The 23,026-nt window shown below is 59.5% G+C and carries 15 protein-coding genes and 1 tRNA gene; 11 read left to right on the forward strand and 5 right to left on the reverse strand.

Features of this window, described 5'->3' with window-relative positions:
- Window positions 1-2: 2 nt before the first annotated feature.
- Window positions 3-1,271, reverse strand: coding sequence for a bifunctional folylpolyglutamate synthase/dihydrofolate synthase (locus tag N1030_RS09080; protein WP_265828989.1), 1,269 nt, complete (start codon window positions 1,269-1,271; stop codon window positions 3-5).
- 271 nt (window positions 1,272-1,542) lie between these two features.
- On the opposite strand from N1030_RS09080, the gene N1030_RS09085 reads away from it, so the two are divergent.
- Both N1030_RS09085 and N1030_RS09090 read left to right on the forward strand, forming a co-directional pair.
- Window positions 1,543-1,619, forward strand: a tRNA-Arg gene (locus N1030_RS09085).
- 154 nt (window positions 1,620-1,773) lie between these two features.
- Window positions 1,774-2,721 carry an AEC family transporter gene (locus N1030_RS09090; protein ID WP_265828990.1) on the forward strand — a complete coding sequence of 316 codons (948 nt, stop codon included), beginning with the start codon at window positions 1,774-1,776 and terminating at the stop codon, window positions 2,719-2,721.
- Window positions 2,722-2,805: 84 nt separating this feature from the next.
- On the opposite strand, the gene N1030_RS09095 is transcribed toward N1030_RS09090, so the two are convergent.
- From N1030_RS09095 to N1030_RS09105, 3 genes are all read right to left on the reverse strand, one after another.
- Window positions 2,806-4,587, reverse strand: a complete 1,782-nt coding sequence (locus tag N1030_RS09095) for a methyl-accepting chemotaxis protein (protein ID WP_265828991.1) — start codon at window positions 4,585-4,587, stop codon at window positions 2,806-2,808.
- Window positions 4,588-4,641: 54 nt separating this feature from the next.
- Window positions 4,642-5,088, reverse strand: coding sequence for a cache domain-containing protein (locus tag N1030_RS09100; RefSeq protein WP_265828992.1), 447 nt, complete (start codon window positions 5,086-5,088; stop codon window positions 4,642-4,644).
- Window positions 5,089-5,244: 156 nt separating this feature from the next.
- The gene (locus N1030_RS09105; RefSeq protein ID WP_338033333.1) at window positions 5,245-7,722 is read right to left on the reverse strand and encodes a glycogen/starch/alpha-glucan phosphorylase; all 2,478 of its coding nucleotides are present in this window, start codon (window positions 7,720-7,722) and stop codon (window positions 5,245-5,247) included.
- A gap of 453 nt (window positions 7,723-8,175) precedes the next feature.
- Here N1030_RS09105 and N1030_RS17670 point away from each other — a divergent pair, with 453 nt between their 5' ends.
- From N1030_RS17670 to N1030_RS09135, 6 genes are all read left to right on the forward strand, one after another.
- The gene (locus N1030_RS17670) at window positions 8,176-10,491 is read left to right on the forward strand and encodes a DEAD/DEAH box helicase (RefSeq protein WP_338033334.1); all 2,316 of its coding nucleotides are present in this window, start codon (window positions 8,176-8,178) and stop codon (window positions 10,489-10,491) included.
- 108 nt (window positions 10,492-10,599) lie between these two features.
- Window positions 10,600-11,289 (forward strand): Mpv17/PMP22 family protein, encoded by a 690-nt coding sequence (locus N1030_RS09115; RefSeq protein ID WP_265828993.1) that lies wholly within the window; start codon window positions 10,600-10,602, stop codon window positions 11,287-11,289.
- 223 nt (window positions 11,290-11,512) lie between these two features.
- On the forward strand, window positions 11,513-12,742 hold the full coding sequence (locus N1030_RS09120; RefSeq protein WP_265828995.1) for an amidohydrolase family protein: 1,230 nt from the start codon (window positions 11,513-11,515) through the stop codon (window positions 12,740-12,742).
- Between the two features lie 32 nt (window positions 12,743-12,774).
- A complete protein-coding gene (locus N1030_RS09125; RefSeq protein ID WP_265828996.1) occupies window positions 12,775-13,731 on the forward strand; it encodes an aspartate carbamoyltransferase catalytic subunit in 957 nt (318 codons plus the stop codon).
- A complete protein-coding gene (locus N1030_RS09130) occupies window positions 13,728-14,990 on the forward strand; it encodes a dihydroorotase (RefSeq protein ID WP_265828998.1) in 1,263 nt (420 codons plus the stop codon). Before N1030_RS09125 ends, N1030_RS09130 begins: the two co-directional genes overlap by 4 nt.
- A gap of 252 nt (window positions 14,991-15,242) precedes the next feature.
- Entirely contained in the window at window positions 15,243-16,556 is a 1,314-nt protein-coding gene (locus N1030_RS09135; RefSeq protein WP_265828999.1) for an HD domain-containing protein, read from the forward strand.
- Between the two features lie 73 nt (window positions 16,557-16,629).
- Here N1030_RS09135 and N1030_RS09140 read toward each other — a convergent pair whose 3' ends face one another.
- Window positions 16,630-16,959: a YegP family protein gene (locus N1030_RS09140; protein WP_265829000.1), complete on the reverse strand. Its 330-nt coding sequence runs from the start codon at window positions 16,957-16,959 to the stop codon at window positions 16,630-16,632.
- Window positions 16,960-17,127: 168 nt separating this feature from the next.
- On the opposite strand from N1030_RS09140, the gene N1030_RS09145 reads away from it, so the two are divergent.
- The 3 genes from N1030_RS09145 (at window position 17,128) to polA (ending at window position 22,810) form a co-directional block, all read left to right on the forward strand.
- A complete protein-coding gene (locus N1030_RS09145; protein ID WP_265829001.1) occupies window positions 17,128-18,105 on the forward strand; it encodes a glycosyltransferase in 978 nt (325 codons plus the stop codon).
- A gap of 194 nt (window positions 18,106-18,299) precedes the next feature.
- Window positions 18,300-19,364: a dual-specificity RNA methyltransferase RlmN gene (gene rlmN, locus N1030_RS09150; RefSeq protein ID WP_265825138.1), complete on the forward strand. Its 1,065-nt coding sequence runs from the start codon at window positions 18,300-18,302 to the stop codon at window positions 19,362-19,364.
- Window positions 19,365-20,047: 683 nt separating this feature from the next.
- Window positions 20,048-22,810 carry a DNA polymerase I gene (gene polA, locus N1030_RS09155; RefSeq protein WP_265825140.1) on the forward strand — a complete coding sequence of 921 codons (2,763 nt, stop codon included), beginning with the start codon at window positions 20,048-20,050 and terminating at the stop codon, window positions 22,808-22,810.
- Window positions 22,811-23,026 lie beyond the last annotated feature (216 nt).

The raw sequence follows: 23,026 nt of genomic DNA on the forward strand, positions 1-23,026 counted from the left end.
GGTTAATCCCGCTCCAGACACTTGGGGCGGAGTGTAAAGAACTCGCCCAGTAAATACAAGGAACCACAGAGCAGAACCACCTTATCTTGTGCAACTTTTTTGGAAAGCCGCAATGCCTCGCCCAGAGAAACGCAGATTCTGGCACGCTCGCCAATGATTTCCGCAAGCGCTTCCGGTTCCATGGCGCGTTCATTATCCGCAATGGGCGGCAGGAAAACCGGCCCTTCACTCAAGGCCAGCAGCTGCGGGATAATGTCGTCCAGCGGCTTGTCCTTCATGCAGCCGAAGATGACCGCTGCAGGATGGATATCAAGCACCTTGAGGGACTCCTTCAGCGCCGCGAACGCGTGGCCGTTATGCGCCCCGTCCAGAATAAGCGCGGGATGGTCCGCCTGCGCCTCCACCTCCTGCATGCGTCCTGCGATCCATGCGTCGGCAAAGCCCAGTTCCTTCACATCGTCCCAGTCCATGATGGGCGGAGGAGCCCAGCCGTACTTGTCCACCAGCAGTTTGAAGGCGCCAAGCGCAAGACAGGCGTTATCCTTCTGATGCGGCCCCATGAGTCCGATACGGGGATTCTCCGGCATGGTGATGAGTTCCGCCGCCATATGCAGAGTCGTGCCCTGCTGGGCAGCCACATCGCTCAGCACGGCCAGTGCGGCGTCTTCCTGCACGTTGGTGACCACAGGCACCCCCTTGCGGATGGCTCCGGCCTTGTCGCGGGCAATGTCTTCAAGACGGTTGCCCAACACGTGCTGGTGATCATACGCGATGGGCGCATACACGGTGATATCCGTCTCCAGCGCGTTGGTGGCGTCGTACAGGCCGCCGAGACCGGCCTCCATCACGGCAATATCCACCTCATAGTCGTAGAAGGCGAGCACGGCGAGTACCGTAAGAAATTCAAAATAGGTTAGCGTGTCCCCGCCCGCATCCATGATGTCATTGGCAAGGTCGCACCATTCCTCTTCATCCAGCATATGCCCGTTTATGCGGACCCGCTCGCGCGGCGTGGTGAAGTGCGGCGAGGTGTAAAGACCCGAGTTCAGACCCGTGGACTGCGCCAGCGAAGTAAGGAAGGCAGCCGTGCTGCCTTTGCCGTTGGTGCCCAGCACGTGCGCCACGGCATAGGGCGGACGGCGCAGTTCCAACTCATCCAGCACCTTGGTGATGCGGTCGAGGCTGAGGTCCATATGAAAAAGGCCCAGCTTATCAAGATAGGCCTCAAACGCGTCGTATGTGGGAAAATGATTACGTTCTGTTTCGCTCATGGGTTTGGCGTTAGGGCATGCGGCGGGCGGCGTCAAGAAGCTTTTACGCCAGCGCGGCCATTGGGGCCGTAGGGCTTTGCAACCATCCCCGCTCACCAGCTCCGTACAGCACCGGATATGCGGCGACTGCCGCCGAAATGCGTCCGCACTACCGTCGAATGTGATTTAGCTCGTTTTTCTGCAACCTATGGCTTGACCCCACCCGCAGACCTCGTATAAAAGACTTAGCCTCCCGTACGGGAGAAGGGGTTCATGCCCCGCCATACAATACGCGCCTGTAGCTCAGTCGGATAGAGCATCTGCCTTCTAAGCAGACGGTCGAGGGTTCGAATCCTTCCGGGCGCGCCATGAAAACAAAAGGTCAGGAGTATTCCTGACCTTTTCTGTTTTCCTGCCCGAAATAACTGGCGCGGCGCACAACAAAATCAAAGCACGGCAACACTTTACATCCCACAGCAACACTCCTACAGTGCGGTTTCCTGTCACTGTCGGAGGTGTCGGCATGAACGTGCTTGCGGCCATAGCGCCCATTTTCGCGCTAATTGTCACGGGGTTCTTCCTCAAGCGGATCAGCTTTCCATCGGAAGGTTTCTGGCCGCAGGCAGAACGGCTCACATATTACGTCCTCTTCCCTGCCCTGCTGCTGGACAAACTGGCGAACATCCACCTCGGTGACCAGCCGGTGTGGAGCATGGCCCTTGCCATGGGGCTCGGGGTCTGCATCATGGCGGGCGGCCTGCTTATATTACGCAGCAGGGTACAGACGGACGGACCGGCCTTCACCTCCATCTTTCAAGGGGCCATGCGCCCCAACACCTATGTGGGGCTTTCCGCCGCAAGCGGACTGTTCGGCGATGCGGGCGTATCCCTTTCCGCCGTGGCGCTGATGACGCTCATTCCGCTGGTCAACGTGCTGTGCGTGACCACGCTGGTGCGGCACGGCCGCAACGGGCAGAACGGACACACCTCTGCCAAGCCGGAAAAACAGGCGGGCGGGCTCTTGTTCACCCTGCGCCAGCTAGCCACCAACCCGCTCATTCTCGGCTGCATTGCGGGCTTTGCCCTGAACGGTCTGGAGCTTCAGTTGCCATCCTCAATCGGTGAAGCACTGCGCATACTCGGCAGCGCGTCGCTCCCCATGGGCCTGCTCTCCGTCGGCGCGGGGCTCTCTTTTGCCGCATTGGTCAAGGGCAGCAGGGACGTGCTTGTCAGCTCCGCCTGCAAACTGCTCATCCTGCCTGCCATAACAGGCATACTCTGCCTGCTGCTGGGCATTTCCGGCACAGCGCTGGCCATTTGCCTGATCTTCACAGCCATTCCGGTTTCCGTGTCTTCATACATTCTCGCCCGGGTTCTGGGCGGCGACCATGAACGCATGGCAGCCATCATCACCGCACAAACGCTGCTTTCGGCGCTGACCATGCCGGTGGTGCTCATGCTGGTGATCTGACCAGCACCACATGAATAACGCCGGATAGCCACAGGCCATCCAGCGTTTTGATTGTACAATGCGATAATCGTATCAGGCTATGCTCTACCCAGAGTCACCCTTGCACCGTTCAAGCTCGGCAATGATCTCCTGCAGCTGCTCGGCGAGCGCCGCCACCACATGGATGGCCTCTGATGAACGGGAAATCATGTCGGACGTTTCTGTTGAGAGCCGGTACACATCAGCCGTGGAGCGGTTGATCTCCTCCGCCGATGCCGATTGCTCTTCCGCAGCCGTGGCAATGGAACGCACCTGGTCCGCCGTGGAGTTGATGAGCTCCACAATATGGGCCAACGCATCTTCCGCCTGCCGCGCAAGCACCGCATTCTTGCCCACAGCTTCCGAAGCGCCCTTCATGGAGGCGATGCTTTCGCGCGTGCCCTCCTGAATGCTGCGGATGGCGTCGCCCACTTCCTTGGTGGCATTCATGGTCTTTTCCGCCAGCTTGCGCACTTCATCGGCCACGACGGCAAAGCCACGCCCTGCTTCACCGGCACGCGCAGCCTCAATGGCCGCATTCAGGGCCAGCAGGTTGGTCTGATCCGCGATATCGTTGATCACCTCCATGATCCTGCCAATAGCATCTGCCCTGTGCCCCAGTTCCGCCAGCCCTTCGGACATTTCCTGAGCCTGCGTCTGCACGCTCGCAGTCACCGCCATAACCTGCCCGACGATGCCTGCTCCTTCCATGGCCTTTTCCCGCGCCGCATCTGAACCTTCTGCGGCCTGCGACGCACTCTTGGTCACTTCCAGCACGGTGGCACTCATCTCTTCCATGGATGTGGAAGTTTCCTGCACACGCCCGCGCTGGATATCCGAACTGTTCGAAATTTCCGAAGCCTGTGTGGCCAACTCTTCCGCCGCCGAAGCCAGTTCCGAGGAAATGCTCACGGCCTTCTCCGACACTCCGGACATAACGACAAGCAATCCCTGCACACGCTCCTTTTCCGCCATAGCGCTATCCATGGCCTGCTGCGCCTTGCGAGCCTGTTCAGCTGCCTCCTTACTGCGCTCATCCGCCTCGGCCATCTTGTCTTTCAAATTGCCCACCATGGCTTCGATGGAAGCTCGCAGGTCCGCCATCTCGGCGCTGAAATCTCCTTCGGGTCGCGCATCCAATGTACCTCCGGCTACCTTGCCTGCGTAGTCAATAATCCTTCGGGCTGGCGAGGTGATGGAGCGGGCAATAAGCAGGTTCAGCACCAACCCAACCGTAATGGCAATACAGAACAGGATACCGATGATGAAACGGGCGGAATCCATGGCGACGTGAGCCGCCTCTTCCACTTCCATAGTGCTTTTTTCCTCAAGATCCACCAGCGTTGCAACCTGCTCCTTCAAGGTAGTAAAGGCACGGTCGGCAGACTGCATCATCATGCTGGCCGTTGTGGCGTCAATGGTCGCCATATCAAGCCCCTGCACAAGTTCATCGGCGTACAAGATAACGGATTCGCTGATTGCCACCAGCGCTTCATGCTCGTCGGCAAGGGTCTCATCCTCGCTCATGGCCGCCAGTTCCTTGCGGGTTGATTCCAGCCGATCAACGATATCTTTGACCTGACTTTCCATGCGGTCTTCGGAGAATCCGGAAGAGGCCCACGCAATAATCTGGTAGGACTGGGAATGGATGCTTGCGAGATCATAATTGATGCTCAGCACCTTGCGTTGCACTTCCGTACGGACATCCAGCGTATCCAGCATCTCGCCAAGACTGGTGAAACGCTCAAACGTGATCAGGCCGATGACAAGGAGCAGCAGCAAGACACTGAGCGTGCTTATGGTCAGCTTCCGATTGATGGTGAGAGCATTGCCAAGGGATTGCGCCATGACATCCTCCTCAAAGGATAGCGGACCGGCGACAGACCGCCGGCCCGTCCCTAACTATTTGTAGGCACCGCTGCCGAAGAGAAGCCCGTCCTTCATCATGATCCAGGAAACCTTGTCGCGAATCTTCTTCTGCGTGGGATGGGTCCACTTGTATTCAACCCAACCGCCCGAATCTGGCACCTTGTAGAAATCGCGCATGAACTCCTTGCCGTCGGCATCCTTCATCTTCAGCATGTTCTTGCCCACAAGCTTTGGATTGGCGCCATGCGCCAGCGTGTTGCCTTCCATGTCGAAGACGAACACATAGATGTCTTCCTTTATCAACGAACCTGACGGGTTGTTCACTTCAGCCAGCAGCGCTTCCTTGCCATTGGCCTGATATAACGCAACGGCCTTTTCAACCATGGCCTTTGCATCGTCAGGAGTACCTTCCGCCATGGCCGTGGTGACCATTCCCAGCAGCATTGCCAGCGCCAGCATGGCTAACAGAACCTTCTTCATGTTAACTCCTCTCTCATATTTGACGTTACATGGTGCAAAGGATTCTTTGCATTGTATGACAGTAAGCGATGCAATCTGGGGTGACAGTTATATTCTGTTATCACAGCAAAAAGGCCGCCCCAAGGACGGCCTGTGTCACATATGTATGGTGGAAGCTTACACGCCGGAAACGCCCCATATATCCTTGGCGTACTCATCCACGGCGCGGTCACTGGAGAAGAAGCCCATCCTGGACGTATTCAGCATGGACATGCGTGCCCATGCCGTGGTGTCCATGAATGCGTTAGCCACATCCTGCTGCCGGTAGGCATAGGACCTGAAGTCCGCGAGCACCATGTAACGATCGCCGTGATTCAACAAGCTCTCCACGATATCACGGAAGAGGTGCGGTTCCGCTGGCGAGAAGAAGCCGCCCGCGATCATGTCCAGCACTTCGCGCAGTTCCGAATCGCGCTCATAGAAACTGCGGGGGTTGTATCCCTGCGCCCGCATCTCGTTGACCTCATGAGAAAGCAGCCCGAACAGGAACAGGTTGTCGCTGCCCACATGTTCCATGATCTCAATATTCGCCCCATCATGCGTACCGATGGTGATCGCACCGTTCAGGGCGAACTTCATATTGCCGGTGCCGGAAGCTTCCATGCCCGCCGTGGATATCTGCTCCGAAAGGTCCGTTGCGGGGATGATGCGCTCCGCAAGCGTAACGCAGTAGTTCTGCAGGAACACCACCTTGAGCAGGTCGCCCACTCTGGGGTCAGTGTTTATGGTGTATGCCACTGCATTGATAAGCTGGATGATGTGCTTGGCCATATAGTAGCCGGGCGCAGCCTTGCCACCGAAGATGAAGGTGCGGGGCACGGACATGGACGCCGGATTGCTGCGGATGCGGTTATACAGGGCAATGACGTGCAGCACGTTCAGAAGCTGCCGCTTGTATTCATGGAAGCGCTTGACGTGCACATCGAAGAGGCTCTCCGGCATGACGGTAATACCGTTCTTTTCACGGATATACTCGGCAAGCTTGTGCTTGTTGCGCAGGCGCACTTCCATCCACGCGCGGTGGAACCCTTCGCTGCCCGCATACGGCTCCAGCTTCTTGAGCTGGGCAAGGTCCGTGAGCCATTCGGGACCGATATGCTCGGTGATGAGCCACGCGAGCGTCGGGTTGCACTGACGCAGCCAACGGCGGGGCGTGACGCCATTCGTTTTATTATTGAAGCGCTCGGGGAATATCTTGTAGAAATCGTGGAACACGCTTTCCTTGAGAATCTCCGAGTGGTGGGCTGAAACGCCGTTCACGCTGAAGCTGCCGACAATGGCCAGATGGCTCATGCGCACCCAGCGACTTTCGCCTTCATAGATAAGGGAAACGCGGCCGAGAATATTCGGGTCGTTGGGGAACTGACGACGCACGTCGTGCAGGAAGCGCCGGTTGATCTCGTGAATGATCTGCAGATGACGCGGCAGGAGCTTGCGGAAGAGTTCTTCCGGCCACACTTCCAGCGCCTCGGGCAGTACGGTATGGTTGGTATAGGCGAAGGTACGCACGCAGATGTACCACGCCTCTTCCCAGGTCAGCAGCTCCTCGTCCACCAGAATACGCATCAGTTCGGGGATTGCCACGGCGGGATGCGTTTCATTGAGATGAATGACATTCTTGCGCGGCAGTTGGTCCCATGGACTGCCCTTCTTGCGGAAGCGACGCACGATGTCCTGAATGGTCGCCGAAACAAGAAAGAACTGCTGTTTGAGCCGAAGTTCCTTGCCCTCCGGTGCCTCGTCGTTGGGATAGAGCACCATGGAAATGTTCTCGTCGCGAATTTTCTCTTCCACAGCGCCGATGTAATCGCCCGTATTGAAGAAGGAGAACTCGAATTCCCGGCTGGACCTGGCCGCCCAAAGACGCATGTTCAATACGTAATCATTCCGGCATCCGGGAATGAACATGTCGCAGGCCATGGCCATGACCGTGGTGGCATTTTCCAGAGAATGCCGCAGTCGGCCCTGTTCATCCACCCATTCGCGCACCTGTCCGTAAAAACGAACGGGATGCACGTAATGCGAGCGCTCGAACTCCCAATGCGTTCCGCCGCGCAGCCAGTTATCCGCCCGCTCCACCTGCTTGCCGTCCTTGATAAGCTGATAGAAAATGCCGTAGGCATAGCGGATGCCGTAGCCGTATGCAGGCAAACGTAGCGTCGCCATGGAATCGAGATAGCAGGAAGCCAGCCTGCCGAGGCCGCCGTTGCCAAGGCCCGGTTCGTATTCTTCTTCAGCCACGTCTTCAAGGCTGTATCCGATATCCGACAGCGCTTCCCGCGCTTCGTTCTCAAGTCCGAGAGCTATGAGATTCTCCCGCAGGAACGGGCCGGGAAGAAACTCAAGCGAAAGATAATACACACGCTTGGAGCTGCGGGCATAAATCTCCCGCTGGCTGGCTATCCATTTTTCCACAAGCCTGTCCCGCAGGGACATGGCAAGGGCACGGAACACGGTCTGCTTATCGGGATTCTCCGTGTCGCGGCCCAGACTGTAGAGCACATGACGCAGAACATCCTGCTTCAGTGTTTCCGCCGGTCTGGTGGCAGGAGACGGGCCGGCACCTTTATTATCGGAATTATTGAGTTTCATCATGTTCCTCCGCGGAAGAATGGAAATGGGCCTTACAGGACACCATACACGGCCCGAGGCGAAAGGGGACATGATAACCTGAAAAAAACAGGGCTGATGAACACGTTACGAAACAATGCCCTCCCCACGAAAAAGAATTTTACATTGAGTGAATAAATAACTTTACATTGTCCGGGATTCGCGTAGAGGTATCCGTCTCGCGTGACCGGACTTGAGCCATTTCCCTCCATCGCCCGCCGCATTGCCGCAAAGGACAATACGTAACGAGTCGGGGCGATACTGTTTCGCAACCCATCCGAACCATTAAGACTCCCGTCCAGAGCACAACAAGTCACCACCCGGACCGCCCCGTGGCCCCTGCCCCATCAGAGAATCGGGCACGCCCTGCGGCCGGACGCGCAACCGACAGTCACGCACGGTTGCCCCACTCCTTCCAACATATTTTCAGGAATCCACGTGAGTTTCGAATCCTTTTCTTTCGACCGGCGCATAGTCTCCGGCATCGCTGCGTGCGGGTATGAAACCCCCACCCCCATTCAGGCGGAGACCATTCCCGCCATCCTTCGCGGTCAGGACGTTCTGGGCCTTGCCCAGACCGGCACCGGCAAGACCGCCGCATTCGCCCTGCCCATTCTGCAGCACCTGATCAACTTTGACGCAAACCGTCGCGGTCCCGTGCGCGTGCTGGTGCTCGCCCCCACCCGCGAGCTTGCCCTGCAGATTCAGGAAACCTTCATTGCCCTCGGCAAGCAGACCGGCTACCGTTGCGCCGCCGTATTCGGCGGTGTAGGCATTGTACCCCAGATCAAGGCTATGCGTTCCTCTTCCATGGCCGTGGCTTGCCCCGGTCGCCTGCTCGACCTTGCCAAGCGCGGCGAATGCGACCTCTCGCAGGTGGACATTCTCGTGCTCGACGAAGCAGACCGCATGTTCGACATGGGCTTCCTGCCCGACCTGCGCCGCATTCTCAGCCTGCTGCCCGCCAACCGCCAGAACCTGCTCTTCTCCGCCACCATGCCTAGCGAGATCCGCTCGCTGGCCGAAGAACTGCTGCGCGACCCCGTAACCGTACAGGTGGATCACACCGTACCCAAGGCGTCTATCGAGCATGTGGCCTACAACGTGCCCTCGCGCCAGAAGACCGGTCTGCTGCAGGCGCTGCTCAAGGAGACCGACCACGAGAGCGTGCTCATCTTCACCCGCACCAAGCACCGCGCCAAGAACGTGGCCCGTTTTCTGGGTGAAAAGGGATGGGAAGCAACCGCCCTGCAGGGCAACCTTTCCCAGAACCGCCGTCAGGAGGCGCTGGACGGGTTCCGCGCCGGCAAATACAAGATCATGGTCGCCACGGACATCGCTGCCCGCGGCATCGACTGCTCCAGCATTTCCCACGTTATCAACTACGACGTGCCGGACACCGCCGAGACCTACACCCACCGCATCGGTCGAACCGGCCGCGCGGAACGCACCGGCATGGCCATGACCCTCATTTCCGGTGAAGACAATTCTCTGATGCGCTCCATTGAGCGTACCCTCGGCAACGCCATTCCCCGCACCAAGCTGGAAGGCTTTGTGTGCGATCAGGAAGAAGACGGCGATTTCGGCCGTCCCAACGACCGCTTCCCCAAGCGCGGCGGCAACCGTTCCGGCGGTGCTCCCCGCTCCGGCAAGCCCTTCAAGCGCTTCGAGGAATCCTCTGAAGGTGCGCGCGGCAGCCGTCAGGGCTTCCGTTCCGCCCGCCCGAGCGACCACGAAGACTGCCGCTGGGACAACGATTTCCGCGCAGACCGCGCCCCCAAGTCCGGCGACCGCGATTTCGGCCGCAGCATGGACCGCCAGCGCGGCGGCATGCGCTCCCCTTATGCCGACCAGCTGAGCGGCGACGCTCCCCGTTTCGGCCGTGCAGCGAAGTCTCCCTTTGCCGGCAAGTCCGACAGAGCTGACCGCTTCGGCAAGTCTGACGACAAGCCCTTCCGCAAGGAAGGCTTCGGCGGCAGAAAGGCTGAGGGCGACCGCAGGGACAGCTTCGGCAGGGACAGCTTCGGCAAGGACGGCTTCGCTAAGCGCAGCTTCGGCAACGACGGTTTTGAAAAGAAGAGCTTCGGCAAGCCCGAAGGCGCTTCCCGCCGCTTCGATAACGACGACCGCCGCCCCGCAGGCAAGCCCCGCTTTGAGCGCGACGACCGTTTCCGTTCCGAAGATCGCAGCGACCGCTTTAACCGCGAAGGCCGTTTCGAGCGCAACGAGCGCAATGACCGCGATGCACGCCCCGCCTTCAAGGCACGTGGCGAGCAGGCAGAACGCGCAGGCCGTTTCGGCAACACCGAACGCACCGGCCGTAGCGAAGAACGCAGCGGCTGGCAGAATCGCGATGACCGCCGTGGCGGCAACCGCTTTGAACGCAGCGACCGCGACTTCGGCCAGTCCGAACGCAAGGGCGGCTTCGACCGCAAGCCCCAGGGCCGTTCCGACCGCTTCGGCGACGACCGTTCCGCCCGTTTTGGCGATGACCGCTTCGCCCGCAAGAATGACGACCGTTCCGGCCGCCAGTCCGACAACCGTTTCGGCAACAAGACTGATGACCGTTCCGCCCGCAAGTCGGACAACCGCTTCGGCCGTGACGCTGACAATAAGTTCGGCGACAAGCGCACCCGTTCCGGCTCCGGCTTCGGCGACGACCGTCGCGACGGCAACCGCGAAGACCGCAACGGACGCTCCGCACGTCCCTTCGGCGCACGCAAGGGCGGACGTCCCGCTCACGGCAAGCGCTAACTGCAGGATTTACAAACAGGTTTCCCTGTGACACAAATCACCCCTTCAGGGCCCACGCCCTGAAGGGGTTTCTTTTTTCCGAAAAACCGCAAGCCACTGGAACCAGACATGAAAACCAGCGACATCCTGCTCATCGCCATATCTCTCGCCACAATCAGCCTGTTCGCCTTTGTTCCGGCAGCCATGGAAGCCTACGTCTCCATCAATGCCGCACACGGTTTTCTTGCCAGCTTCATCAAATTCGCCATCCTTGCCACGCTCGGCGAATGCATCGCCCTGCGCATCACCAAGGGCATCTATCTGCGCCCCGGCTTCGGACTCGCCCCGCGCATGCTCGTCTGGGGCATATTCGGCCTCATCATCAAGGCCGCCTTTGTCATCTTCGCCACGGGCGCACCCAATCTGGTGGCTGCATTCGGGCTCAGCGAAGGCGTCAGCCTGCGCTCCGCCCTGTTCACGGATCGCATGCTCGCCGCCTTCTGCGTGAGCACCACGATGAACTGCATCTTCGCGCCCGTCATGATGGTGGCTCACCGCGTCACGGACGAACACATCATCCGCAAGGGCGGCACCATCGGCGGCCTCTTCTCGCGCATGGACATCGCCGGCATCCTTGCCGACATGAACTGGAAGATCATCTGGGGCTTCGTGTTCCGCAAGACCATCCCCTTGTTCTGGATTCCCGCGCACACCATCACCTTCCTGCTGCCCCCCGACTTCCGCATCCTCTTCGCGGCCCTGCTCAGTGTGGCCCTCGGCATCATCCTTGCCATAGCCAGCCTGCGCGGCCAGCAGTAATTAGTGCATGAATTTTCCAAGAGCGATTCGCTATGACCAAAGGGGCAACCGCCCCTTTGGAATCCCGCTTAGTCGCGCCTGAAACATTCGGGGCATGAATGCCCTCCCTCCACTGCGGGATTAATGCTGAGCATGCAATCAGTCCTTTACAAAGCGGTCTGTTTGTGTGACGTAACTGTGTGGGCGTGTGCCCGATGATCCAGCATCCAAACAGCACCCGATAATGCTCACAGCCGTCCGCGCATTGCGCGTCCTGACCATGGCCGACCAGCGGCCCGCCTCCCGCCACGGCGAGGAGACGCTGCCCGTTTCCGGCGCGGCACACGGCTCCCGTTCCCCAATTCCCTGCATTCATGACGGCGTCATCGTCGCCGAAAACGGCATCATTATCGACGTGCTGCCCTACGCGGACTTTGCCGCGACCTACGATTTCACGCCGCAGGATCTCGGCAACCTCACCATCCTGCCGGGGCTCATCAACTGCCACTGCCATTTGGAACTCTCGCACCTCGGCGGCATTGCCGTTCAGAGACAGGGGTTCCCCGCATGGATAGGTTCTCTGCTCCCCCGTCTGGGTGAGGCTGTTACCGAAACAGCTCTGGACGCCGCCCTCTCCGAAATGGCCGCAACGGACACCGTGCATGTGGCCGACGTGAACGGTCGCGCCCCCCTGCCTGCCTATGAAGCGGCCATGCACCACGAGGTGGGCATCGACCTGCAGCTGGAAGTGTTCGGCTATGCCTTCCCCGAAGGCTTCACCGCCGCAGACCTGTGGGAATTCTTCCTTTCCGGTGCCGCTTCCGGCCTGCCCGACGACGTACGAAAGCGAAACACCGTTCTCGCGGGGCATGCGCTGTATTCCACCCATCCCTCCGCATTGGTATTTGCAAAGCATTGGTGCCGCTCCCGTGAGCGGCATTTTTCTGTCCATCTGGCAGAACAGGCGGATGAAGAAGAAATGCTGCTGCGCGGCACCGGCCGTCTGCGCGAAATGCTGAACCAGCGGGTGCTGCCCAAGGACTACACCGCCCCCGGCATGCGCCCCGTGGCCTACGCCGCCGAGCTGGGCCTGCTGGATGATTCCACCCTTGCCGTGCACTGCGTGCATTGCAACGACGCGGACATTGCCCTGCTGCACGAAAGCGGCACCAACGTGTGCCTGTGCCCGCGCTCCAACGAGTACATCGGCGTGGGTACGGCCCCCGTACACAAATTTCTGGAAGCGGGCCTGAACCTGTGCCTCGGCACGGACAGCCTCGCCTCCAACCATGACCTCAATCTCTGGAACGAGGCCCGCAAGCTGCGGGATGACCACGACGTTTCCACGCAGGCCCTGCTGCGCATGCTCACCGTTAACGGTGCTCATGCACTCGGGCTGACAAAAACGCTGGGAACGCTGGAACCCGGCAAGCATTTCCGGTATGCTGTGCTGCCGGAGGATTTACTTTTGTAAACCGTTTTGACCCACGATGTAGAGTGCGCAACATGCAAGAAAACCAACGCTTCACATGGCCCCACAAGGACCTCTTGGACGTGTCCCAACTGACGGTGGAAGAGGCCAACCATCTTCTCGACACCGCCGAACAGTTCCACGAAATCAACCAGCGGCCCGTGAAGAAGGTGCCGACCCTCAAAGGCAAGAGCGTAATCCTCTTCTTTGCCGAGGCCAGCACGCGCACCAAGACCTCGTTCGACGTGGCGGGCAAGCGCCTTTCCGCAGACACCTTCGCGCTGACCAAGAGCGGCTCCAGCCTCACCAAGGGCGAAAGCCTCAAGGACACCGCCCTCACCCTGCAGGCCATGAATCCGGATGTCATCGTCATCCGCCACTGGTCCAGCGGTGCCGCGCAGTATCTGGCCGAACGGCTGGATTGCGCCATCGTCAACGCCGGTGACGGCTGGCATGCCCACCCCACGCAGGCCCTTCTGGACGCCTTTTCCCTGCGCCAGCACTGGGGGCGCGACTTCAGCGGCAAGACCCTGCTCATTCTGGGCGACATCCTGCACAGCCGCGTGGCCCGCTCCAACGTCATCCTGCTGAACAAGCTGGGCGCGAAAGTGCGCGTGTGCGCGCCCCGCACCCTGCAGCCCGCAGGCCTGAACGACTGGCCCGTGACCGTCTATACCAACCTGAATGAAGCCGTGCAGGGCGTGGACGCCGTCATGTGCCTGCGCCTGCAGCTGGAGCGCCAGCAGGCAGGCCTGCTGCCCGATCTTTCCGAATACGCCACCACCTACTGCCTTACGGCCCGCCATCTCGCCATGGCCGCCCCCGGCGCACTGGTGATGCACCCCGGCCCCATGAACCGCGGGCTTGAAATCGCCTCCGACATCGCCGACTGCGCGGAAAGCCTTGTGCTCACGCAGGTGGCCTCCGGCGTGGCCGTGCGCATGGCCATTCTCTATCTCCACGCAACCCGCAAAGACGGAGGCTCCAAATGAGCAGCATCCTGATCATACAGAACGCAGAATACCTCGGCGAAACCGTGGACATCGTCGTGCGCGACGGCAAGATCGATTCCGTCGGCCCCAAGGCAGACGCCACTGAAGGTGCTGAAGTCTTCGACGCCGCAGGCCTCAAGGTCTTCCCCAGCTTCATCGACTGCCACGTGCACCTGCGCGAGCCCGGCTTCGAATACAAGGAAGACATCAACTCCGGCCTGCGCTGCGCCGCGCACGGCGGATTCGGCGCGGTCATGGCCATGGCCAACACCAAGCCCGTGAACGATACCGCCGCCGTGACCAAGACCATGCTCGCCAAGGCCAAGGCCACGTGGCCACACGGCCCGCGCCTCTACCCTGTGGGGGCCGCCACCGTTGGGCTGGAAGGCAAGGAGCTTGCCCCCATGGCGGAACTCGCCGCCGCAGGCTGCGCCGCCATCTCCAACGACGGCAGGCCCGTGGGCGGTGCAGAGATGTTCCGTCGCTGCATGGAATACGCCCACACCTACGGGCTCATCGTCATCGACCACTGCGAAGACCCCACCCTCGCCAAGGAAACGCACATGAACGAAGGGGCCACCAGCGGCCGCATCGGCGTGAAGGGACAGAGCGTGGTGGCGGAATCCATGCAGGCGGCCCGCGACATTCTGCTTTCCGAATACCTCGATATTCCCGTGCATCTGGCGCACATCAGCTGCAAGCAGTCCGTGGAGCTCATCCGCTGGGCCAAGCAGCGCGGCGTGCGCGTGACTGCGGAAACCTGCCCGCACTACCTGCTCATTGACGACCGCGAGCTGGAAAACTATTCGCCCATGGCCAAGGTGAACCCGCCCCTGCGCACCCCTGCGGATGTGGAAGCCATGCGCGAAGCTCTGAAGGACGGCACCATCGACATTCTGGTCACCGACCACGCCCCGCACGCCGAGCACGAAAAGGAGTGCACGCTGGACGAAGCCCCCAACGGCATCTCCGGCATGGACTCCGCCGTGGCGCTCACATGGACACTGGTGACGGACGGCCTCATCTCCGAAGCCGACTTCATCAAGCGCTGGTGCCACGAGCCCGCGCGCATCTTCAACCTGCCCGCCAACAACTTCGAAAAGGGGGCCCCTGCAGACTTCTTCCTCTTCGATCCGGAAGAACGCTGGGTGCTCACGCCCGAGGCAATGCAGTCCAAGGGCAAGAACACGCCCTTCCTCGGCCGCATGCTCAAAGGGCGCGTCAAAGCCCACTGGCTTGGCGGCGTGAAAGTAGTGTAATACGAACTGAACGAGCGGCACCTCTACGGTGCCGCTCTGCTTTGCGGAAGGATAATAGTACGTTTCCGCACCCGTAGCAGGGTGTCGCAAACAGAAGCAAAACAGCGTATAATACCGGAACAAACCGCAACTGCCCGTTCAAACAGCTATGAATCACTTGACATTGTCCGCTTCCCCTGTGAAGCAGATGCGGTATTGAACAGCACTTTCATGCCCGTCGGCAGTAACGGGCATGCCATATTAGGAGGATGAATGAGTCAGCCTTTCAAGGATGCCATCGGTATCTGCAAAACCATCATGCGTAACGGGTATGACGCCTATGTGGTGAACACCCTGCTGCAGAAGGAACTGCACAACGAAGACCGCGAAGCGGAAATTGATATCGCCTGCGAACCCACCGTTGAAGAACTCACCCGTCTCTTCCCCGGTCTGCAGTCCTCCCCCATTCAGGGCGCACTGGGCCTGCTGAAGGAAGGCGACGTCACCTTCCACTTCTATCCGGCCGACACCGAAGACGCATCACACCCCGAGGCGACCCTGGCACGCATCACCCCGCGTCTGCTCAAGCGTCTGGAAGAATCCGGCACGCTGCCCGCGCACCTTGCCTGCCCGTACATTCCCCGCACCTACGAAACCTACGACGGCTTCGTAAGCTTCAACGTGGGCGAAATCCGCATGGAAGGCATTCCGGATGAAACCCTGCGTCGCAACTACCTGCTGGGCATCCGTGCGCTGCGCTTTGCCGCCAACTTCGACCTGCCGCTGGAAAAGAATACGTGGATGGCCATTCTGAAGGGCGCTTCCCGCATTCTGGATTACGTGCCCGTGACCGAGATCATGGACGAATGGCGCAAGGTAGAAGCGGAAAACATGTGGAAGTTCGTGCAGCTTCTGTTCGATTCCATGATCCTGCACGGCCTGCTGCCGGAAATCGCCGCCCTTTCCCGCGTCATCCAGATCAAGAACGAAGAAGGCGAAGAGGAAACCGTGCTTGAGCACACCATCGGCGTGATGCACAAGTATCCGGAAGAGTTCACCTACGACTGGCTGGGCACCTTTGCCGTGCTGTTCCATGACGTGGGCAAGCTCTACACCGCAGAACACGACGGCGAACGCTGGACCTTCTACCAGCATCACCGCGTGGGCGCGAAGGTAACCAGAAAGCTGCTTTCCCGCCTTTCCGTTCCTCAGCAGGATATCGACCTCATCTGCCACCTCGTACGGCAGCATCTGCGTTTCCACTCCATGCTGACGGACAAGGGCATCCGCCGTTTCAAGGCGCTGGACGAATACCCCCGCCTGATCGAACTGGCCCGCGCAGACCTGAAGGCCCGCGGCGTTGCGCTTACCTCCTTCAACCACAATATGAAGTATCTGGAACGCGCAGACACCCCCGAGCAAATGACCGAACCCTTCCTGAACGGTAACGACATCATGGAAGCCACCGGCCTGAAGCCCGGCCCGCACGTGGGTATCATTCGCGATGACCTTCTCAAGGCCCAGATCGCCGGTCAGGTGAACTCGGTTGAGGAAGCCGTGGCGTATGTGAAGGCGTATAAGTTGTAGATTGCGGCTAACGCCATAGAGAAAAATAAAAGGCCCGAACGCTTTCGCGTTCGGGCCTTTTTCACACCCCTTACTAAGAAAAATCACGAATATCTTTCGTCGGACCGTTGGTCATAACAGATGCAATACCCGTTTCCCTTGCCTGATTACTCGAGTACATCTCGCTAGTGCCAATCACCTCATGGTTCTTGGCTCTGAGAACGAAATAGGGTTCACCATTCGCAGACTCTTTTCTTTCAAATCGATCCCTATCTGTGCTGTTGGTTTGGACAGATTGAATGCCATTCTGAACGTTATGCTTCTGCGTATACATCTCGCTCGTAAGTATCACCTTTGCATTAGACGCCATTAAGTTGAAATAAAACTGACCGTCAACAGCACGTAGAATCTCGAACCAACCCATGTCTAACCCTCCCTAGCTAAAAATTAATAATGCGTACATATAAAACTATATACAATACAAAGTCAACGAGACTGAACAAACTCAACACAAGAGATTGACCATCATTCCAATTTTTCTCATAACGAAATAACGAAGTTACGCTTTTTTCACTCTAGCCCTTTAATCCCCATGCCAATCCTCAACATAACCATCCCGGTCTTCAACCGGCCCGAGTTGACGCGGCGGACCATTGAGGCGGTGCGGAAGAACACCAAGCACCCGTACACGCTTACTGCCGTGGATAACGGCAGCGAGGCGGAAACGCAGGACTTGTTGCGGGAAATGAAGGAACGCGGGCAGCTGGATTATCTGTTCCGGCTGGAAAAGAATTACGGAGTAGCCGTGGCGGCCAATGTAGGCTGGCGACTCATACAAGCCCCCATCTACATGAAGCTGGACAACGATGTGGTCATCCACAATCCCAAGTGGCTGGACATCGTGCTGCTGCACATGAAAAAAGCACCGCGCGATGCAGTCTGGGGCGCGGACCTGAACCACCAGCTACAGAACAAGTGCCACGTGCCCAAGCGTGACGGGCTGATAGGCCGCGCAGCCGCGCACGTTTCAGGCGGGGCCATCCTCATCCCCAGGACCATCTCGGACATCGTGGGGTACTGGTGCGAGGACTACGGACTCTACGGCTGCGAGGACGGCGACTACGGCGAGAAACTGAAAAGCCTGAACATAGACCAATACTACTTTGACCACACCCCCTTCATGGAGCATCTCGGCCACGACAGCGAGTCCGTAAAAAAGGACTTCGGGCTGAACAAGAAAGTCACTCAGGATCTCTTCCGCAAACTCTACACCACCAACTATTTCCTCTACGCCCAAGGACACCGCGCGGCCAACACGCCGCCCCAGCTCATCCCCGCCGCCTTCGACGGCTACACGCTCGCCATGACCAGCAACGCGCATTACCGCCCCATTTGGCACTGCCTGCTGGAGTTCCACAACCACCGCACCAACCATCCCGACGACACCGCCCTGAACGTGGAGACGCTGCACAAACTCATCACCCTGCAGAACGACCTGTGGGCCAAAGCGGAAGCCGATGCGGAGCAGGCATATTCCCGCATACGCCAGCAGATAGGACAGCCAGCCTAACCGCACGGCAAGAGTAACTCTTTTACAGCCGTTCCCCGTCAGAACACGAAACGGCCACATCGCCTGCCGCGCCGCCGCTCACGGATTGCCCCTGCACACTTGCACAATCGCGCCTTTTACCGTACCAATCCGGCACAGCAGGACGGCCCTTCAGCGGCTAGCACCCACATCCTGCGATTTTTCCGGAGCATTGCATGGTCGATATTCTCAATCTTACCTTTTCCGAATTGGAAGCCTTTCTGGTGGAGCGCGGCGAAAAAGCCTTCCGCGCCAAGCAGATATGGCAGTGGCTGTGGAACAAGTACACGCGCGACTTCGACGCCATGACCAACGTTTCCAAGGCCACCCGCGCCATGCTCAAGGAGCATGCCGCCATCATCTGGCCGGAAGTGGTGACCATGCAGAAAAGCAAGGACGGCACCACCAAGTTTCTGCTGCGCCTCAGAGACGGCGCGCTGGTGGAAACCGTGCTCATCCCCGGTGCCAGCGGCAGGCTCACGCAGTGCCTGTCCTGTCAGGTGGGCTGCGCCATGGGCTGCACCTTCTGCTCCACCGGCACCATGGGCTTTGAGCGCAACATGACCATGGCCGAAATTCTCGGTCAGGTGCTGGTTGCCCGCGAATACCTGAAGGACGATGCCGCCAACCCCATTCTGCGCAACCTCGTGTTCATGGGCATGGGCGAACCGCTCTTGAACATGAAGGAACTGATGCGCAGCCTCGAAAGCCTGAACAGCGTGCTGGGCCTGCAGTTCTCCCCGCGCCGCATCACCGTTTCCACCTGCGGCATAGAAAAGGGTTTGATGGAGCTGGGCGAATCCGGCCTTGCCTATCTGGCCGTGTCGCTGCACGCCCCCACGCAGGAACTGCGCAAGCAGATCATGCCCAAGGCCGCCAACTGGCATCTGGACGACCTGATCACCGCGCTGGAAAACTACCCGCTCAAGACCCGCGAACGCATCACATACGAATACCTGCTGCTCGGCGGCGTGAACGATTCCGTGGAACATGCCCGCCAGCTCGTGAAGCTGGTTGCCCGCACCAAGGGCAAGCTGAACCTCATCGTCTACAACCCCTCGGAAGGAGACCCCTACAAGGCCCCCACCGAAGAAGCCATTCTCGCCTTCGAACAGGTGCTGTGGTCCAAGAACATCACCGCCATCATCCGCAAGTCCAAGGGCGCGGACATCAAGGCAGCCTGCGGCCAGCTCAAGGCTTCGCAGCAGGAGCAGTGCGGGAATGCTGAGGCGAACTGTTAGTATTTCAGGGAATTGAATGAAGACGAAAGCCCGGGAGATAGTGTCTCCCGGGCTTTTTTTGTTGTTTGAGGAGATTACTGGCTTGAAAGGCCTTTCACCAATTGCATGCGCTTCGCATGCTGGCGTGACAGAATGTGAGTCCCCCGTGTTTTCACTCTCGATACGCCTGTGCCGATTGGAAGCGCTTCGCTTCCACGGCAGGACAGAATCACCAGTCTCCCCCCAGCGGGGGCGAGGCAGGGGGAGTCCAGAGGGGGCCTTGCTGAGGGGCGGCACGCCCCGGCTGAGGCCCCGCTCTGGTCCCGCGGAAGTTTTAGCCGTTGGCGAATCTTCGAGCCTTACGGATAAAGACAGCAGAGCGGCGGCAACGGGGATACCAAGTCAAAACTCCATGTAGTCGGTGAAAGGTCTTTCAAGTCGGCACGGCCTCATAACGGCTTCGGCCCCGCTCTCCCCATCTCTGCTCTCTTTATCCGTAAAGTTCAAAGACTCACTTAACGGCTAAAGGTCCGGAGGCGACAACGGGAATACCAAGCCAGAACTGCATACAGTCGGTGAAAGGATCAGCTCAGCTCACCTCCCAAAGCATCCCCCCTCAACATCAACATTTACATCCCAACCACTTCCACCTACGATAGCCGATTGATCGGGCACCATGCCCCAACCCCAACCCCCAAGATACCATGTCTGTAAAAGAACGCCTCGGCCTTACCACGGAACCGCTCTACCTGATGGACGGCTCCGCATTCATATTCCGCGCCTTCTACGCCATGCAGTCCATGCAGCGCTCCGACGGTTTTCCCACCAATGCGCTGTTCATCGTCACCCGCATCCTACTGAAATTCCTCAAGGACGAGCAGCCCACCTACTTCGGGTTCATCCTCGACGGCAGGGGGAAGAACTTCCGCCACGAAACCTATCCCGAATACAAGGCCAACCGTTCCGCCACGCCGGAACCGCTTGTGCAGCAGCTTGATCCCATCAAGCAGGCGGTACAGACCCTCGGCCTGCATCTGGAAGTTTCCGAGAACTGCGAAGCGGACGACTGCATCGCCTCCCTTGCCGCCCGTTACAAGAAGGAACGCCCCGTCATCATCATCGGCGCGGACAAGGACCTGAAGCAATGTCTGGACGACAACGTATTCATGTGGGACCCCGGCGCAAAGCAGGAAAAGCTCACCACCCTCGCCGAATTCCGCGAGGAAACCGGCCTTGAGCCAGCGCAGTGGCCTGATTTTCAGGCCATCATCGGCGACTCGTCGGACAACATTCCCGGCGTGCCTGGCATCGGCCCCAAAACTGCCGAAAAGATTTTTGCGGACTACCCCTCGCTGGAGGCCATCCGCGACAACTTCGATGCGCTCGCGCCCACGTTGCAGAAGAAGTTCGCCGACCATCTGGAGAACATGTTCACCTTCCGCACGCTCACCACGCTCTCCAAGGACCAGTGCACCAGTCTGACACTGGACCATTTCCATATCGATCCCATGGACGGCGACAAGGCTGCCGCCTTCCTGCGTGAATACGAACTGCGCGCCCTGCTCAAGGAAGTGGCCGCGCTGGCCCCCGTTACCGCCAAGGTGAACACGCCCGCCTCCGACCTGTCCGCGTCCGGCAAGCCCGCAGGCGGCAGCATGCAGCTTGGCCTGTTCGATGCCCCCGCGCCCGCACAGTCAACCGCTACAGCCGGTGCCGCACCCGCTACTGCCGCACACGGTTCGCACAGCCTGAAACTGGCAGACACCACAGATGCTACCGCGCTGCCGGACTGCTCCGGCAAACGCATCGCGCTGGTACCCATCGGCGAAATGCTCAAGAAGCCCGAATGCACCATGCCCTCGCTGCTGGACATGACCAGCAACGAGACCAGACAGGAAGCATGCATCGTCAACGTGCTTGTGGAAGGCAGCGACAGGGAATACCGCTATTCCGGCTCGCTCACCTCGCTGGCAGGCTACGCAAGCAGGGCGGAAAAGGTCATCGCACCGGACGTGAAAGCCCTGCTCGCCATCAAAAGCGGGTGGCGCACCGTGGATTCCTCCCGTTGGTTCGACCTCGGCCTTGCCGCCTATCTGCTTGATCCCGAAGACCGCGACTATTCCTGGCGCAGGCTTTCCGCACGGGCCGACGAATTCGAAATTGCACAGGAGAATCCCGCCCTGCTCGCCTTCGCCCTTGCGGACGACTTCATGCGCCGCCTGCAGGGTGCCGACCTCGTCACGCTCATGAACGAGATGGAACTGCCGCTCATCCGCGTGCTGGCAGACATGGAAGAAATCGGCATCCACATTGACGGCACCGCCTTCACCGCGTTTCTCACGGAAGTGCAGCGCGAGCTGGACCGCCTGACCAAGACAATCTACGAAGCTGCCGGCGGGCAGTTCAACATCCGCTCCGCGCAGCAGCTGGGCGACCTGCTCTTCAACAAGCTGGGGCTCAAGCCCAAGGGCAAGACCAAGGGCGGGCAGGTTTCCACCTCGCAGGCCGTGCTGGAAAAGCTGGCAGGCGAACACGAGGTCATCGACCTGATTCTGGAATACCGCACGCTGGAAAAGCTGCGCTCCACCTATCTGGAACCCATGCCGCGCCTTGCGGATGCGCAGGGCCGCATCCACACCACCTTCAATCAGCTGGCCACGGCGACCGGACGCCTTTCCTCCAGCAACCCGAACCTGCAGAACATTCCCGTGCGCGGCCAGTTCGGCCCGCGCATGCGCGCATGCTTCACCGCACGCAAGGGCTGCAAGCTCGTCTCCGCAGACTACTCGCAGATTGAACTGCGTGTGCTGGCCCACTGCTCACAGGACCCCACCCTGCTCGAAGCCTTCCGCAACGATCAGGACATCCACAGCAGCACCGCCTCCGTGCTCTTCGACGCCCCCACGGCCGAGGTTACGCCCGACCAGCGCCGTAACGCCAAGACCATCAACTTCGGTCTCGTGTACGGCATGGGTCCGCAGAAGCTGGCGCAGGAACTCAAGATCTCCCTTAACGAGGCCAAGGAATTCATCGAACGCTATTTCGCCAAACTGCAACAGCTCAAGGCCTTCTATGAGCAGGTGGAAGCGGATGCCAAGGAACATGGCTACGTCACCACGCTCACAGGTCGCCGCCGCAACGTGCCGGAAATTCAGTCCGGCAACAACCAGATGCAGTCGCAGGCACGGCGTCAGGCCATCAATACCGTCATTCAGGGCAGCGCGGCGGACATCATCAAGATCGCCATGCTGCGGACCGCACAGGATGCGGAACTGAAGGCGCTCAAAGCACGGCTCGTACTGCAGGTACACGACGAACTGCTTCTGGAAGTGCCCACAGAAAACGCCGAAGCCGCCGCCAAGCGCCTCGCCGACATCATGTCCGGCGTGCACCCCGGCGGAAAGGCGCTGGACGTGCCGCTCAAGGTGGATTACGGCATCGGCGACGGCTGGCACGAAGCGCATTAAGCGCAGTCAGGCTGTTTTTTAAGCATGCCTCCGGCGGGCAGGGGAATAATCCCCTGCACCCGAATAGCAGCCTTGCCCGTTTACTATGCCAGATTACGGTTTCTCCCTGTTTGTTATCATTTCTGCCCGGGGGTAGGCTGATAGTCTGTTGTTAACGCGGACTCCGCGCCAGCACGTGAAAAGGTTTCCAAAGGGGCTGTTGTCCCTTTGGCCTGC

The sequence above is a fragment of the Desulfovibrio mangrovi genome, from assembly GCF_026230175.1.
In the GTDB taxonomy this organism is placed as follows: domain Bacteria; phylum Desulfobacterota; class Desulfovibrionia; order Desulfovibrionales; family Desulfovibrionaceae; genus Halodesulfovibrio; species Halodesulfovibrio mangrovi.